16 protein-coding genes are annotated in these 14,942 nt (G+C 63.6%); all 16 read right to left on the reverse strand.

Annotated elements, in window-relative coordinates:
* Nucleotides 1-221 precede the first annotated feature (221 nt).
* On the reverse strand, nt 222-1,187 hold the full coding sequence (locus DDE20_RS17290) for an amidohydrolase family protein (RefSeq protein ID WP_116559787.1): 966 nt from the start codon (nt 1,185-1,187) through the stop codon (nt 222-224).
* A 10-nt stretch (nt 1,188-1,197) separates the two neighbouring features.
* Nucleotides 1,198-2,364, reverse strand: coding sequence for a M24 family metallopeptidase (locus tag DDE20_RS17295; RefSeq protein WP_116559788.1), 1,167 nt, complete (start codon nt 2,362-2,364; stop codon nt 1,198-1,200).
* Between the two features lie 4 nt (nt 2,365-2,368).
* Nucleotides 2,369-3,316 carry a D-2-hydroxyacid dehydrogenase gene (locus tag DDE20_RS17300; RefSeq protein WP_116559789.1) on the reverse strand — a complete coding sequence of 316 codons (948 nt, stop codon included), beginning with the start codon at nt 3,314-3,316 and terminating at the stop codon, nt 2,369-2,371.
* A 7-nt stretch (nt 3,317-3,323) separates the two neighbouring features.
* The gene (locus tag DDE20_RS17305; protein WP_116559790.1) at nt 3,324-4,622 is read right to left on the reverse strand and encodes a TRAP transporter large permease; all 1,299 of its coding nucleotides are present in this window, start codon (nt 4,620-4,622) and stop codon (nt 3,324-3,326) included.
* Nucleotides 4,619-5,146, reverse strand: a complete 528-nt coding sequence (locus tag DDE20_RS17310; RefSeq protein WP_116559791.1) for a TRAP transporter small permease — start codon at nt 5,144-5,146, stop codon at nt 4,619-4,621. Before DDE20_RS17310 ends, DDE20_RS17305 begins: the two co-directional genes overlap by 4 nt.
* A gap of 9 nt (nt 5,147-5,155) precedes the next feature.
* Nucleotides 5,156-6,202: a TRAP transporter substrate-binding protein gene (locus tag DDE20_RS17315; RefSeq protein ID WP_116559792.1), complete on the reverse strand. Its 1,047-nt coding sequence runs from the start codon at nt 6,200-6,202 to the stop codon at nt 5,156-5,158.
* Between the two features lie 132 nt (nt 6,203-6,334).
* Nucleotides 6,335-7,132 carry a glutathione S-transferase family protein gene (locus DDE20_RS17320; protein WP_116559793.1) on the reverse strand — a complete coding sequence of 266 codons (798 nt, stop codon included), beginning with the start codon at nt 7,130-7,132 and terminating at the stop codon, nt 6,335-6,337.
* 17 nt (nt 7,133-7,149) lie between these two features.
* Nucleotides 7,150-8,082, reverse strand: a complete 933-nt coding sequence (gene kce / locus DDE20_RS17325; protein ID WP_116559794.1) for a 3,5-dioxohexanoate:acetyl-CoA acetone transferase — start codon at nt 8,080-8,082, stop codon at nt 7,150-7,152.
* A 3-nt stretch (nt 8,083-8,085) separates the two neighbouring features.
* Nucleotides 8,086-9,102, reverse strand: a complete 1,017-nt coding sequence (locus tag DDE20_RS17330; protein ID WP_116559795.1) for a branched-chain amino acid ABC transporter permease — start codon at nt 9,100-9,102, stop codon at nt 8,086-8,088.
* Nucleotides 9,099-9,962 carry a branched-chain amino acid ABC transporter permease gene (locus tag DDE20_RS17335; RefSeq protein ID WP_116559796.1) on the reverse strand — a complete coding sequence of 288 codons (864 nt, stop codon included), beginning with the start codon at nt 9,960-9,962 and terminating at the stop codon, nt 9,099-9,101. Before DDE20_RS17335 ends, DDE20_RS17330 begins: the two co-directional genes overlap by 4 nt.
* A 3-nt stretch (nt 9,963-9,965) precedes the next feature.
* Complete coding sequence (locus DDE20_RS17340) at nt 9,966-10,676, reverse strand: ABC transporter ATP-binding protein (protein ID WP_116559797.1); 711 nt, start codon at nt 10,674-10,676, stop codon at nt 9,966-9,968.
* A complete protein-coding gene (locus DDE20_RS17345) occupies nt 10,663-11,391 on the reverse strand; it encodes an ABC transporter ATP-binding protein (protein ID WP_116559798.1) in 729 nt (242 codons plus the stop codon). The genes DDE20_RS17340 and DDE20_RS17345 overlap by 14 nt, the downstream gene beginning before the upstream one ends.
* A 56-nt stretch (nt 11,392-11,447) precedes the next feature.
* Nucleotides 11,448-12,743: an ABC transporter substrate-binding protein gene (locus DDE20_RS17350; protein WP_116559799.1), complete on the reverse strand. Its 1,296-nt coding sequence runs from the start codon at nt 12,741-12,743 to the stop codon at nt 11,448-11,450.
* A gap of 50 nt (nt 12,744-12,793) precedes the next feature.
* Nucleotides 12,794-13,723, reverse strand: a complete 930-nt coding sequence (locus DDE20_RS17355; protein ID WP_116559800.1) for a 3-hydroxyacyl-CoA dehydrogenase family protein — start codon at nt 13,721-13,723, stop codon at nt 12,794-12,796.
* A gap of 3 nt (nt 13,724-13,726) precedes the next feature.
* Nucleotides 13,727-14,518 (reverse strand): SDR family NAD(P)-dependent oxidoreductase, encoded by a 792-nt coding sequence (locus DDE20_RS17360; protein ID WP_116559801.1) that lies wholly within the window; start codon nt 14,516-14,518, stop codon nt 13,727-13,729.
* A partial coding sequence (locus tag DDE20_RS17365; protein WP_240608193.1) for a cupin domain-containing protein occupies nt 14,515-14,942 on the reverse strand: 428 nt, incomplete at its 5' end. The genes DDE20_RS17360 and DDE20_RS17365, both read right to left, overlap by 4 nt.

Raw genomic sequence — 14,942 nt, forward strand, 5'->3', positions numbered from 1 at the left:
GCTGGGCAGGGCTGCGCCGGGCCGTATACTGCGACGCTCCCCCTGACGCTACCCGCGGGGCGCTCTGGCAACAAGGTGCAGTTCACCGCCGCCACTTGCGGCAGCGGGGGGGCGTTAACCCGTTAGGGCTGGCGGGGCAGGGCCAAGTCTTCGCCGGTGCAACCACCCTGACGCTCCCTGCGGATCATGGGCGCGGCAGGGGGCCGCCCAGGGCGCTGGGCTCAAATATCCAGCAAGGCGCGGGCGTTGTCGCGGCAGATGTTCAGGCGTTGGGCCTCGGTGATATCTGCGGCTTCGATCCAGTCGCCAGCCTCTTGCGGGGTCTCGAAGGGGTAATCGACGGCAAACAATATCCGGTCATCGCCCATGGTGTCGATTGTGCAGCGCAGCGGCGCGTCATCGCAAACCCCCGAGGTGGTCACCCAGATGTTGCGCTTGAAATATTCCGAGGGCGGCAGCGCGAGGGTCATTTCACCGCGATTGGAAATCTCCCAGCGCGAATCCAGCCGCCAGAGCAGGAACGGCAGCGTCTCGCCCATATGGCCGAGGATCAGCTTGGCACCGGGGTAGCGATCAAAAAGCCCTGAAAACACCAGCCGCAGCGCATGGGTGGCGGTCTCGACGGTCCATGACCAGACCGGTCCGAATAATTCGGGGTGGCCGTGATACATATGGGTGGTCTCGGGCGGATTGTTGGGGTGGATATAGATCGGCACGCCCAGATCGGCGGCGCGTTCCCACAGAGGTGCGCAGCGGTCGTCGTCAAGATAGGTGGCGCCGGTCTGCCCGTTGACCATCGCGCCGCGCATCCCCAGATCGCGCACGCAGCGCTCCAACTCATCGGCGGCGGCGGCAGGGTCTTGCAGCGCCAGATGGGCGAAACCACCGTAGCGGGCGGGCTGTTTTTGCATCTCTACGGCGAGGTAATCATTGACCTCACGCGCGCGCCGCACCGCGATATCGGTGCGTTTCTCGGCCTGCACACCGGGTCCGGCGAGGGACAACACCGAGGTTTCCACGCCGATGGACTCCATCGCTGCCAGCCGCCGCTCGCCGAAATCCATTAGCGCCTCGCGGGCCTTGCCAAACAGCGCGGGCGAGATGTTGATTGCGGTGGTCCCGAAATACTCAAGGAAGTCGGGGTGCATGAAATGCTCTTCAAGCGCGATTTTCGGGGTCAGTGTCATTCTCGGTCCCTCAGAGTTCAAAGATCTTTTTCTCGGTCTGGTGCAGGCAGGCGCCCGGCCCCTCGGCCTCGATCATGTAGTTGTCGCAGATCACCGCAAACACGCGGTCATCGTCAAACCCGGGATGCACCGCAAGGCACATACCTGCGGCCAGCGGCATAGTCTCATCGCGGCGGATCAGCGGGCGTTCGACCATCTCATAGCCCTGCCCATGGGCGTAAAGCCGCGTTTCGGCGGGCAGCCCTCGGGCGCGCATCCAATCGTCATGGGCGGCGGCGATCTCGGCGGGGGCGGCGCCGGGTTTCATCAGCGTAAGCGTATGCTCCTGCGCGGCTTTGACCTGCTCGAAGGAGGCCAGAAGGTGGTCATCGGCGCGCCCCAAGACCATGGTGCGGGCGATCTCGAGATAGAGCCCGCCGGGGCCGTTCACCTCGATCAGCAGGGACATATGGTCACCGGCGCATAACTCACGGGTCTGGAAATGGCGCGGGGCAAAGCGGCTGGCGCTGCCCAGTGGCGCCGAGAGCCCCAGATAAATGCCCTGATCGCTGCCCAGACGCCGCCCCACCGCCTCGGCATGGGAGGTGACATCGCGGTCGGTGACACCCGGGCGGATGAAATCGCAGACCTCTGCAAAAACGCGGTCCTGCAGCGCCGCGCATTGGCGGATCAGGGCGATTTCCTCGGGGCTTTTGATCGCTTTCGCGGTATCAAGCGCATCGGTCACATCGAGCAGATCAAAACGCGCCATCAGCGCCGCAGTCATCGAATAGGGCAGGGCGGCGGGGGCCAGCGCGCCGACCCGACGGCAGCCCTGCAGGCACTCCAGCAGCAACTCGGTGTCATAGGGAATGCTGTAATGGACCGAGTGGAACGAGGGCGTGCCCAGCACCCGCCCGACACCGCGCGCGGCTTTGTCCCCTGCTGCGGGCGCGCGGTCGGTGCCAAAAGCGCCCATCTCGATCACCACCATCGGGCGGTCGGCAAAGAACACCACCGTGCGCGGATAGCCGTTACCGGCGGGCACATCGGTGAACCAGCGCACATAGCCGCCGATCCAATCCTCGCGCGCCTGCATCACCAGCGCGTCGAGCCCGTGATCCGCCATGATCTTGCGCGCGATCTCCCAGCGGCGGTGGAGTTCGGCGTCCGAAATGGGCGAGTTGGTGTCGGTCATCGGGTTAGCTCCGGTCAAGACGGTGGGAGAGCGCGGCCACGCCGCCGCGCAGATATTCCTGCATGCGGGCGACGACGATCGGCAGGGCTTGCTGCGCGTAGACATCGGAAAACCCGCCGATATGGGGGGTGACGATGACATTGGGCAGGGACCAAAAGGGGCTGCTCTCGGGCAGGGGCTCGGTGGCGAACACATCGAGACCCGCGCCCGCGATGGTGTTCTGTTGCAGGGCGGCCAGCAGTGCCGCCTCATCGACACAGCCGCCGCGCGAGAGGTTGATCAGATAGGCATGGGGCGGCAGGGCGTTGAGGGTCTCGGCATTGATAATATGGTGGGTTTTTTCGCTATAAGGCGTCAGGACGACAAGGAAATCGGCCTCGGCAGCCGCCTGCGAAAGGGCCGCGCGCGTATAGATCGCGGCGAAACCCGGCACCGCGCTGCGGCCATCGCTGACGCCGGTCACGCGCATGCCAAAGGCGTTGCACATGCCGGCGAGCGTCTCCGAAATCGCCCCGATCCCGACGATGCAAACCGTCTTGCCGCGCAGCAGCGGTTGCTTCCAGCGCTCCCATTTCGCGGCCTTTTGGTTCTCCAACACCTGCGGGAAATCGCGCGCGCAGGAGAGCATCATAAGGATCGCCAGTTCCGACATTTGCGGGCCGTGAAACCCGCCGGCATTGGTCAGGGCGATCCCGTTGAGCGTGGGTTCCGCCAGTAAGTTGTCGACGCCAGTGGTCAGCGCCTGCACCCATTCCAGCCGCGGCGCGGCGCGCAACAACTCGCCACTCAGCCGCGGGGCGAGGCCGAGGATCACCTGAGCGTCGGCGGCCAGGGGCAGGGCCGCCTCGGGCGATGTGGCGGTGAGATATTCCGCGCCCGGCGCCTGTTCACGCAAGGAAGCGGCGTAAAACGCGGCCTCGGTATCAACGATGAGGATTTTGGGGGTCTGCATAGCGATCTCAATACAAAACGGCGGGCAGCCAGAGGGTGAGCTGTGGAAAGGCAAAGATCAGCGCGATCAGGATCACCGGCGCTATCAGGAACGGCAGAATGCCGCGATAGAGCGCGCCCATCGACATATCCGGCACCTGCGCGCGGATAATAAACAGGTTCATGCCGACCGGCGGGGTGATCAGCCCCAGTTCCACCAGCACTGCGACCAACACGCCAAAGAGGATCGGATCGAAGCCGTAGCCGACAACCACCGGCAGGAACACCGGCACGGTGATCAGCACCATGCCGATCCCTTCGAGAAAACAGCCCATGACGATATAGATCACGATGATCAGCGCCATCACCATCGCGGGCGAAAGATCGGCACCCTGCGCCAGCGCCAGCAGCGTATCGGGCAGCCGCGTTTGCACGATGAATTGCGAGAACAGCGTGGCACCGATGACGATCATGAACAGCGCGCAGGACACGAGAACCGAGCTTTGCACCGCCTTCACGATCCCCGCCAGATCCAGCGAACGGCGCAGAAGCCCCAGCACAATCGCGCCGAAGGCGCCGATCGAGGCGGCCTCATTGGGGCTGAATACGCCCGCGTAAATCCCGCCAATGGAGATCACGAACAACAGCGCGAATTGCCAAGCATGGCGCAGCGACATCAGCCGCTCGAGCAGGCTGGCCGAGACCTCGCTGGGCACCATCCCTGAGCGCCGCGCCAGCCACAGCGCCACGGCGATATAGATCAGCATCAAGACAATGCCCGGCAGCAGTGAGGCGGCGAATAATCGGGCGATGGATTGCTCAGCAATCGAGCCATAGATCACCAGAATGATCGACGGCGGGATCAGGATACCCAGCGATCCACCTGCCGCAATCGCGCCCGAGGAATAGCCGTCATCATAGCCCGCCTTGCGCATTTCCGGCATCGCGATACGGGTCATCGTCGCGGCGGTGGCCACCGAGGAGCCGCAGATCGCCCCGAAGGCGCCCGAGGCCGCCAGTGACGCCACCGCGAGGCCGCCGCGCAGCCCCGAGACGATCACCCTTGCGGCCTTGAACAGCTCTGAGGACATCCGCGAGCCCGAGGCGACTTCGCCCATCAGCACGAACAGCGGCACCACCGAGAGATTGTAATTCGAGGCGGTGTCGAAAAACACCGTCCCCGCCACATATTGCGCGGTGTTCAGGCTGTTGTAGATGATATTGCCCAGAATGCCGACAATCGCCAGCGACAGCCAGACCGGCTGGCGCAGAAACAACAGCACAAACATCAACCCGATGCCGGAAAGACCCAGAGCAAAACCGCTCATCGCTGCCCCTCCTGTCCGCGCGCAAAGCCGATCACTTGCAACACCGCCGCCCAAAGCACACCGGCCAGTCCGGCAAAGGCCAGTGCCCAGAGGATCCATTGTGGCACGCCCAGTTCCAGCGAATAGCCGCCCCATTGCCATGCGTCCTGCGCCGGGCTGATCATCGACCAGCCGATGAAGGTGATCACCGCAAAGCTGAGCAGCGACCCGATGGCGCCGAGAATGCGCACGGCTTTTGCCCCGATGATCCCGTCGATCAGGTCGATGAGGATCTCGCCGCGTCTGACGATCACCGGCCCGATGCCAAAGGCGACCATGATCAAAAGCGTGATCGACACCACGTCATAGGCGCCCTGCACCGGCGTGTTGAAGGCGGCGCGCAAGACGACATCGCCGACCACGGTCAGCATCATCACCGTCAGCGCCGCCGAGGCGATCCAGAGAGAGTATGTGGTGATAGCCGAGCGCGGTTGCGGCGCGGGCAGGGGCTTGGGCGGTGGCGCGGGTGAGTGGTCGGCGGGCATAGAAATGTCCTAGGGTTCAACCGGATGCGGCCCGCCGGGGATGGGCGGGCCGCAGTCGGGTTGCTCGGTATAGGCCGCGACGAAACCGGCGGCATCGCCACCAACCGCGTCAATCGACTCGGAGACGATCCCCGAGAAGGCCTCGGTCATCGAGGTGATCTGCGCGGCATCCATGGTCACGATATTGACCCCTGCATCGACCATATACTGGCGGCCATGGGCTTCGCCCTCGTCCCACATCATCCCGAACCATTCGGCGCGATCGGGGCCGGTGGTGGAGTCGATCAGCGCCTGATGCTCAGGCGTGAGCCGGTTATAGGCGTCATCCCCCATGATCACCGCGAAGGTGGCCGAGGCCAGACCCGGCTCAAGCGAGTATTCCGACACCGGCGCCAGATCAAAGGACATCGTCGCCTCGAATGGGAAGGAAGCACCATCAACCACGCCGCGGCTCATCGCGTCCGCGGCTTCGGCAGGGGGCACCGGCACCGGCGAGGCGCCCAAGGCCTCGAGGATTTGCTGCCAGGTGGTGCCAGCATAGCGAATGCGCAGGCCTTGCAGGTTCTCGAGGTTCGAGGGGTCGACGCTCGACAGGTGAATTTTCAGGGGCGGGGTCACCGCCATCCACAGGATCCGCGTGCCCTCATATTCACCGGCCAGATACTCGGGCGCCAGTTCGGTCAACCGCCGCGAGGTGATCGCACTATCCAGCCCCGCCGAAGGGTGGGTCAGCGGCAGACCGGCCAACTCGGTCATCGGGAACCGCCCCGGCGTGGCGCCGTTCAGGATCACCGAGATATCCGCCCCGCCCGAGCGCACCAGATCGAATTGACGCGGCGGCGGGCCAAGCTGTCCGGCGGGGAAAATCTCGACAGTCAACTCGCCAGAGGTGGCCTCTGACAGCTCTTCGCCCCAAGCGGCCAGCGCGCGGTTGAAGGCGTGATTGGGGGGCACAAAGGTCGAAATGCGCAGCGTTTCCGCCATCGCTCCGGCGCTCATGCTCGCGGTAAACCCCAGTGTCAGGGCCGTGAGTGCGGTCAAAGTCGTAAGTCTCATATCGTCCTCCCATGTTGTGTTGTCGTGTCGATCTGCGTCGTTTCGGTCTCGCCCCGTCTCGTTGTTTTTTGGGTCTTGTTGTTTTTGGGTCTTGTTGCTTTTGGGTCTTGTTTTAAGGGCTCTTTGCCCCGATCAGCCGCTGATCTCCTGCCAGCGCTTTTGCACCTCGGGCCAGTATTTGCTGCCCCCCGCGCGCATCATCTCGGCGCTGCCTGCAGGCACATGCGCTTCAATGGCGGTGTGATAGGCAGGGGTTTCGCGCCACGCTGCCAGCCACGGCGCGATACGGGGGAAACCGGCCCAAAGCCCTGCCATCCCCAGCCGCTCGAGCCGGTCGATATAGGCAATCAGCGCGATATCACTGATGCCCGGCGCTTCGCCGCCCAGCCACGGCCCGCCCGCAAGTGCGGCATCCATATCCGCCAGCGCGCGGTGCAGATGCACCAAAGCCTGCCCGACATAGATCGAGCCCAACCCGTTTTGCAGCAGGTCCTTGCGCTTGGCGCCCATCACCGGATCGGGGAATTTGGCCGCCAAAGCCTCGATCTGCTCCGGCGTCTGGCTGGCCAGAATAGACTCGCGCATGGCGGTCGAGAAACTCAGCGTGTTGATCGCCGCATGCACCGCCAGACAGCGCAGCAGCCAGCTTTGCGCCGCGACTTTTGCCGCGCGCTCGGCGGGCATCAGCGCCGCGCCGTTATACTCGCGGTCGATATATTCGAGGATCAGCGACGACTCGGTGATCACCAGTTCCCCGTCCACCAGCGTCGGCACCACCGCATCGCGGTTCAACCGCATATAGTCGGGGTCGAATTGATCGCCCTTTTGCAGGTTCAGCACGCGGCTGTCATACTCCAGCCCGATAATCGCCAGCCCGACGCGCACCTTTTGCGAACAGACACTGGTCGGGGCGTGATAGAGGGTCAGCATATGTGGTCCTTCCACGCTTAGAAATTAACCTTATCGCCGCCTTTGAGGCCCAAGAGTTCGCGGGCGTCATCGGGGGTGGCGACGGTGTTGCCGAGGTCTTCGATGATCCGGCGGACCTTGCTGACCTGCGCGGCGTTGGATTCGGCCAGTTCGCCGCGGCTGATGAACAGACTGTCTTCGAGCCCGACGCGGACATGGCCGCCCATCTGGCTGGCGGTGACGGCCATGGGGATTTGCACGGCGCCAGCGGCCAGCACCGACCAGCGGTAATCGGCGCCGAACAGCTTGTCAGCGGTGCGTTTCATGAACACCAGATTTTCCACATCGGCGCCAATGCCGCCCATGATCCCCATGACGAATTGCAAGAAGATCGGCGCTTTGAAATGCCCCGCGTCGGCCATCGCCTTGAGATTATAGAGGTGGCCGACGTCGTAGATCTCATGCTCGAATTTGATCTGATCGGGCGCGAGGGTTTCAGCGGCTTCCTTGATGTCTTTGAACGTGTTGCGGAAAATATTGCCCTCGGAGCCTTCGATATAGGCTTTCTCCCAGTCGAATTTCCACTCTTTGTAGCGCGCCGCCAACCCGTGGAAGCTGAAGTTCAGCGAGCCCATATTCATCGAGCACATCTCGGGTTTGAACTGCTTCGCGGGGGCAATGCGGTCTTGAATGCTGGCGGTCAGCGAGCCACCCGTCGAGATATTCACCACCGCGTCGGTCGCCTGTTTGATGCGAGCGAGGAAAGGCGCGAAATCATCGGGGTTGATCGAGGGCGCGCCGGTCTCGGGGTCACGCGCGTGCAGATGCAGGATCGAGGCGCCAGCTTCGGCGGCGGCAATCGCCTGTTCGGTGATCTGCTCATAGGTATAGGGCAGGGCGTCGGACATGGTCGGCGTATGGATCGCGCCGGTGACCGCGCAGGTGATGATGGTTTTGGGGTGGCGCGCCATCTGTCAGGCTCCTTTGTTCAAACCGGTGACCCGGCGACTTAACGGAAAGATTTCAATGTTGTAGCGGTCGCGCAGGAACCCCCAGAGGCCGCGCGGCGCCTTTAGCATGATGACAATCGCCACCAGCCCCAGCGCGATCAGATAGAGCGTGCCGAGATCGGCCATGGTCTCGCGCAGGGCAAAGAACACCAAGGTGCCGATGATCGGCCCCTCGATGGTGCCAATGCCGCCGATCACCACGATAAAGATCACAAAGGCGGTCCAGTCGTTGACGCTGAAGGCGGCATCCGGCGAAATCCGCAGTTTTTGCAGGAAGATCAGGCAGCCGACCAAAGTGGTCAGCCCGCCGACCACCACATAGACGATAAATTTGCTGCGCCAGATGTCGATGCCAAGACTGCGCGCGGCGACCTCATTGTCGCGGATCGCGGTCAGCGCCACACCTTGGCGCGAGCGCAAGAACAGCACCACCGCGCCGATCACCAGCACCGCGACGCCCAAGGCCAGCCACCAGGCCATCGCCTCGCGGGCGGCGCGCCCGTCGGCCATGCCGCGCACGATGCTGGCCGAAAGCGAGGTGCCGGAGCCGCCGCCCAGCGCCGAGACCTGCGCGAAACTCAGCCGGAACACCTCGGCCATCACCCAGGTGCCAATGGCGAAATAGGCGCCGCGCAGCCGGAAGATCAGCACCGCCACGGGGGCGGCGATCACCGCACCGGCCAGCGCCGCCAGCGGCAGCGCCACATAGGGGTCGATCCCCGCCAGCATGGTCAGGGCAAAGAACAGATAGCCGCCAAGCCCGACATAGGCTTGCTGCCCGACCGAGACGAGACCGGCATAGCCCGCGAGCAGGTTCCACAGGGTGGCCAGCGACATATACAGCGCGATTTCGCCCATCAGCCGCAGGTCCGCGCGTCCGGCCCACCAAGGGGCGGCGATCAGCGCAATCAGGATCGGGGCCAGCAGGATCAGGACCACTGTCGAGAGGCGGGTGCGGCGGGTAACTGTGAGGGTGCTCATCCGTCTATCCTTGGAAAGAGGCCACGGGGCCGGATCGCAAGGATCGCGAGAAACACGAGATGCCCTGCCAGAATTTGATAACCGGGGTTGATTTTGGCGCCGAGTGTCTGCGCCACGCCGAGGATCACGCCACCGGCCAAAGTGCCCCAAAGATTGCCCAAGCCGCCGATGATCACCGCTTCAAAACCGAAGATCAGCCGTGCCGAACCGGCGGCAGGGTCAAACGAGGTGCGCATGCCCAGAAACACGCCCGCCAAAGCCGTCACCGCCAGCGACAACCCCATCGCCAGCCCGAAGACATGGGCGCGGTTCAGCCCCATCAGTTGGGCGATATCTTGGTTGTCCGAGGTGGCGCGAAAGGCGCGGCCAAGCGCGGTGCGGTAAAACATCCATTGCAGCGCCGCGATCACCACCACTGCGGTGGCAAAGACGATCAGCGGCATCACCCCCAAGGCAATCGAACCGAGTGCGACACTGGCGGTCTCGATCTCGCCCGCTTGCAGCTTTTGCGGATCGGCGGAATACCCCGCCAGCAGCGCGTTCTGGATGATCACCGACAGGCCAAAGGTCACCAAGAGCGGCGGCAGCAGATCATCACCCATGGTCCGGTTCAGGATCGCGCGTTGCAGCGTATAGCCGACCAGCGCCATGCCCGGCACGACAATGACCAGCGCCAGCAAGGGATGCAGCCCCAGCGCGGTGGTCACGGTCAGCGCCAGATAGGCCGAGAGCACGATCAGATCGCCGTGCGCGATATTGACCAGCCGCATGACCCCGAAAATCAGGCTCAACCCGGCGGCAAAGAGCGCGTAAAGCCCGCCCAGCAACACGCCCTGGATAACAGCATTGATCCAATCCATTGGTTAAACCCCGAAATATGCGCGCGAGATATCGTCCCGCGATACGGTCTGCGATTGCCCCTCAAGCGAGACGCGGCCCTCTTGCAGGCAATACACCCGCGTCGAGACCGAGAGCGCTTTGGAGATGTCCTGTTCAACCAGCACCGCGGTCAGCCCTTCGCCGACGATGCCGGGCAGGGCCTCATAGATCTGGCGGATGATCACCGGCGCGAGGCCGAGGCTGATCTCGTCCATCAGCACCACATCAGGGTTCGACATCAGCGCGCGGCCAATCGCGACCATCTGCTGTTGCCCGCCCGAAAGCGAGGTCGAGGCCTGATTGCGCCGTTCCTCAAGCACCGGAAACAGCCGGTAAACCCGCTGCAAATTCCATGGCCCCTTGCGGCCCGACTGCCCGCCGATGATCAGGTTTTCCTCCACGCTGAGCGAAGGAAACAGCAACCGCCCCTCGGGCACCAAGGCGATCCCCTGCGCGGCAATCTGGTCAGCGCGCATCGCCCCGATCGGCGTGCCACGCCAAAGCACCGAGGCAGGCGCATTGCGCAACAGCCCGCTGATCGAGCGCAGCAGCGTGGTTTTGCCGGCGCCATTGGCGCCAATCACGGCCACGACCTCGCCCGCTTCGACATGCATCGAGAGGTCATAAAGCGCTTGGAAATCGCCGTAATGGGCGTTGAGCCCCTCGATGGTGAGGATCGGATCAGGCATCGGCATCAAGCCCCAGATAAATCTCGCGCACGGCGTCGGATTGCATGATTGCCTCGGGCGCGCCCTCGGCGATCTTTTTGCCGAAATCAATCACGATCAGACGGTCAACCACCGCCAGAAGCGCATGCACAACATGTTCGATCCAGACAATCGACACGCCGGTTTCGCGCACATCCTTGATCGTCTGGATCAGCGCGTGGCACTCATGCTCGGTCAGCCCGCCCGCGATCTCGTCCAGCAGCAGAACACTGGGTTTGGCACAAAGCGCGCGCGACAATTCCAGCCGCTTGCGCTCGAGCAGGGTCAGCCCGCCCGCCTTGACGTTGGACTTCTCCAGCAAACCGGTGCGCTCAAGCACATCGAGGCACAGTTTGTCGGCCTGCACCGACGAGAGCCCCGCGCCCTGCGTGGCGGCGACATAGGCATTTTCAAACACCGTCATATGGGCAAAGGGCTGCGGCACCTGAAAACTGCGCGCGATGCCAGCGCGACAGCGGCGCGCGGCGGGCCATTTGCTGATCGTCTCGCCATTGAGCCGGATCACGCCCGCATCCGCGGCCAGATTGCCGGTGACAAGGTTGAACATCGTGGTCTTGCCCGCGCCATTCGGCCCGATCACCCCCATCGCCTCGCCCTTGTCGAGCGTCCAGCTTTGATCATCGGCGACAACCACCGCGCCAAAAGCTTTCGACACCCCGTTGAGTTCCAGAATTGCTGACATCAGATCCTCTGCGGTTTCCCGAGGCCGCCCGACCAGAGCCGGACGGCAATTGCGCCTTAGTCCAGCAGCATCAACTCGCCGGTGGTCGGGATTTCGGGCGCGCTGGAATTGGCCACGATCTTCAGCTCGATCCCCTCGCCCTCACGCTGCCATTGACCGGCGACCAAGGGCGTCTTGGTGACATTCGGCACCGGCCCCTGCGCCCAGTTGATCGGCCCGACAATCGAGTCGATCGCCGTGGTGCGGATCGCCTCCAGCGTCGCATCGGGATCCTCGAGATCCGCTGAGCGTGCGACGACATCGGCGACGACCTCAAAGAGCGCGTGCTTAAAGCCGATCGGCTGTGTCCAAGGGCGACCAGTCGCGGCGGTGAACCCATGCGCCAGATCGGCGGCACTGGCACCGGTCAGGGATGAGGCAAAGGGATGGTTCGGCGACCACCAGACCTCGGACGACAGCCCGTTACCGCGCTCGCCCAAGCCCTCGATCACCGAGGGGAACAACAGCGCCTTGCCGATGGTCACAATCTTCGGCGCAAAGCCTTGTTGCGCCGCCTGCGACCAGAAGGTGCCAAAGTCCGGCGCGATCATATTGCCGGTGACAATCTCGCAGCCCGCCTCTTTGAAGGCGTTGATATAGTTCGAGAAATCATCCGACATCGGTTGATAGCGACCCGGATCAATCAGGTTGTATCCGGCCTCGGCCAGCGGTGTCGGCAAGCCGTTGACCGGATCGCCCCAAGCATTGCCATCGGCATCATTGGGGAACAATCCGCCAACCACCGGTGCCACGCCAGTCCCGCCCCACATATCGAGGAAGGCAGCAATCACATCCTCAAGCCCCCAGAAGAAATGGAAGGTGTTGCGAAAGCCCTCGGCGGGGTTGCCGCCCCGGCCAAAGAAATACGGCTGCCAGGGGCAATCGGTGGTGATACAGGGCACATCGTTGATTTCGGCCTGATCCGACACCGGATTGACCGTGTCCGGCGTCGAGGCAGCAACGATGATGTCGACCTCGTCTTCAAGGATCAACTGGCTGGCCACCTCGGCGGCACGGTTCGGGTTCGACTGGCTGTCCTTCGAGATCACCTCAATCGCCCAAGTGCGGCCATTGTTCTCGATCCCGGCGCTGAACCGCTGGGAAATCGCCTCGAGCACATAGTCATCGGCCTCGGCAAACCCGGCCAGCGGACCGGTGCGCGGGCTGACATGGCCGACTTTGAGCGTCGGCGTCTGCGCATAGGCGCGGCTGCTGCGCAGGATCGCCGGAGCGGCCAGCAGCGCCGAGGAGCCTGCAAGGAACAGGCGGCGGTTCATCTGGCGGTTGATAGTGGTGCGTTTTGTGGATTTCATAGTCTCGTCCTCCCCAGTTCGAGATGGTTGAAAATCGCGCAGAGCTGCGCCTAGTCGTCGAGTATCGTGTCCAGTTTTCGCAAATGCGTGGCGACACGGTTGCGCGTCGCCTCGGCTTGCTCGGGCGTCCATTTGCGAAAGCCCTCGCCGGTCTTCATGCCCAGTTTGCCCTCGGCCACGAGGCGCTGCAGATAGGGCGAGGGGCCTTGGCGGCTTTCCAGATCCGCCAGCACCGTGTTGTGGATATCCAGCGTCAGATCGGTGCCCACCAGATCCGCGTTCTCCAGCGGTCCCAGCACCGACAGGCGGCGGCCAAAGCAGGATTTGATCACCGTATCGACCGCTTCCGCGTCGCAAATCCCGCGCTCAACCAGACTGATCGCCTCGCGCCAGAGCGCATGCTGCAAGCGGTTGCCGATGAAACCGGGCACATCCTGCTCGACCCGCACCGGCGTTTTTCCGGCACTCTCCAATAGCGCCACCATCGTGGTCATCGCGTCGTCATCGGTCCAACCCGTGCGCACCACTTCGACCAGCGGGATCAGATGCGGCGGGTTCCACCAATGGGTGCCCAACGCGCGGGATTTCAGCCGCAGATCGCGCATGATCTCGGTGATCGGCATCACCGAAGTGTTCGAGGCCAGAATGGCCGTCTCGGGCGCATGGGCCTCCACCTCGGCAAAGATCCGGCGCTTGAGCTCCATCTTCTCGGGCGCGGCCTCAAACACCACATCCGCCTGCGCCACAGCCTGTGCGGTGCTGCCCGAAACCTCAACCAGATCAAGCGTCTGCGCGATCTCGCCCGCGGAATGCCCCAACAGCCCCATGCTGGCGCTGATCCGGTCTTTCACCGTCGCCCGCGCCTCGGCTACGGGATCGGTGATCGCCACCGGATACCCCGCACGCGCCAGCGTCAGGGCAATCCCGTGGCCCATTAGCCCCGCCCCGATCACCGCAATCTTATGGCTCCGCGCGCTCATCCCTCACCCTGCCGTATAGCCACCGTCGGCATAGAGAATATGCCCGGTGTAAAAATCAGAGGCTTTCGAGGCGAGAAACAACAGCGGCCCGGCCAGATCCTCGGGCTCGCCCAAACGCCCCTTGGGCACGCGGGCCAGAAACCCGGCGCGGACGGATTTGGCATTCTCGTCATCGCCAAACATCCATGCGGTCAGCGGGCTGCGAAACACCGTCGGCGCAATCGCATTGACGGTGATGCCAAGGGGCCCCAACTCACAACCCAGCGATTTGGTGATCCCGTCGACCGCAGCCTTCGAGGCGCAATAAGCGGTATAGCCCGCCGGATGCCCCAACAGCCCGCGCGCCGAGCTGACCAGCACGATCTTGCCCGAGCCCTGCGCCTTCATCTGCACCGTAGCCGCCCGCGCCAACAGCCAGCTTTGGGTGACATTGGCGTCCATCACCTGCGCGAATGTCTCGGGTGCCATCTCGTCGATCTTGGCGACTTTGTTCATCCCCGAGGCGACCACCAGAATATCTAGCGCTCCAAACGCCTCCACCGCTTTGGCGACCAGCGCATCACAGGCCGCCTCGCTGTCGGGCCGGGTGTTGACCTCGATCACCTCGGCGCCGCCCGCGCGGCATTCACCGGCCAATTCGGCCAGCGCTTCGGTGTTCCCCGCCGCCAGCACCAGCTTGCAACCCGCGCCGCCCAGAATCCGCGCCGCCACCGCGCCAAAGGCCCCCGAGGCGCCGGTGATCAACGCGACCTTGCCGCGCACATGAAACATCTCAAGAGGGTCGGGCAGGGTCATGGCGTCACTCCGGGCGGGTAGGGGATCACCACCAGCATCGTGCAACTATGGTTGCTGCGGTTCTCGATGGTGCGGATTTCATTGGCGGGGATCGTGCAGCTATCGTATTTGCCTAAGACCGTCTCGGCGCCATCAATGATCACCGTCATCTCGCCCTCAAGGACGACATAGACTTTCTCAAACGGCGTGCTGTCGGGTCCGGCGCCACCTGCGGGCAGGAACTGGCTCAGACCCACCCATTGGTTCTTGGGGCCATCCGGTTCGAACCCCTGCAGCCTGAGCCCATGGCAGCCGAAATGGTTCGGCGCCTCATAGGGTTCGGCATCCTGAAAGTGTTTTACATGCATTGGCCAGACCTCCCCTTCCGGCTTGTGCTTCATCTTGCGGAAAATACTCCGCGGGGGTGCGGGGGGCGCGTAGCCCC

This window comes from Pararhodobacter oceanensis (assembly GCF_003076755.1).
In the GTDB taxonomy this organism is placed as follows: Bacteria; Pseudomonadota; Alphaproteobacteria; order Rhodobacterales; family Rhodobacteraceae; genus Pararhodobacter; species Pararhodobacter oceanensis.

Coding starts and splice junctions, on each gene's coding strand:
- DDE20_RS17290 (WP_116559787.1), bottom strand. CDS start 1,187: ATGACACTGACCCCGAAAATCGCGCTTGAAGAGCATTTCATGCACCCC.
- DDE20_RS17295 (WP_116559788.1), bottom strand. CDS start 2,364: ATGACCGACACCAACTCGCCCATTTCGGACGCCGAACTCCACCGCCGC.
- DDE20_RS17300 (WP_116559789.1), bottom strand. CDS start 3,316: ATGCAGACCCCCAAAATCCTCATCGTTGATACCGAGGCCGCGTTTTAC.
- DDE20_RS17305 (WP_116559790.1), bottom strand. CDS start 4,622: ATGAGCGGTTTTGCTCTGGGTCTTTCCGGCATCGGGTTGATGTTTGTG.
- DDE20_RS17310 (WP_116559791.1), bottom strand. CDS start 5,146: ATGCCCGCCGACCACTCACCCGCGCCACCGCCCAAGCCCCTGCCCGCG.
- DDE20_RS17315 (WP_116559792.1), bottom strand. CDS start 6,202: ATGAGACTTACGACTTTGACCGCACTCACGGCCCTGACACTGGGGTTT.
- DDE20_RS17320 (WP_116559793.1), bottom strand. CDS start 7,132: ATGCTGACCCTCTATCACGCCCCGACCAGTGTCTGTTCGCAAAAGGTG.
- kce (WP_116559794.1), bottom strand. CDS start 8,082: ATGGCGCGCCACCCCAAAACCATCATCACCTGCGCGGTCACCGGCGCG.
- DDE20_RS17330 (WP_116559795.1), bottom strand. CDS start 9,102: ATGAGCACCCTCACAGTTACCCGCCGCACCCGCCTCTCGACAGTGGTC.
- DDE20_RS17335 (WP_116559796.1), bottom strand. CDS start 9,962: ATGGATTGGATCAATGCTGTTATCCAGGGCGTGTTGCTGGGCGGGCTT.
- DDE20_RS17340 (WP_116559797.1), bottom strand. CDS start 10,676: ATGCCGATGCCTGATCCGATCCTCACCATCGAGGGGCTCAACGCCCAT.
- DDE20_RS17345 (WP_116559798.1), bottom strand. CDS start 11,391: ATGTCAGCAATTCTGGAACTCAACGGGGTGTCGAAAGCTTTTGGCGCG.
- DDE20_RS17350 (WP_116559799.1), bottom strand. CDS start 12,743: ATGAAATCCACAAAACGCACCACTATCAACCGCCAGATGAACCGCCGC.
- DDE20_RS17355 (WP_116559800.1), bottom strand. CDS start 13,723: ATGAGCGCGCGGAGCCATAAGATTGCGGTGATCGGGGCGGGGCTAATG.
- DDE20_RS17360 (WP_116559801.1), bottom strand. CDS start 14,518: ATGACCCTGCCCGACCCTCTTGAGATGTTTCATGTGCGCGGCAAGGTC.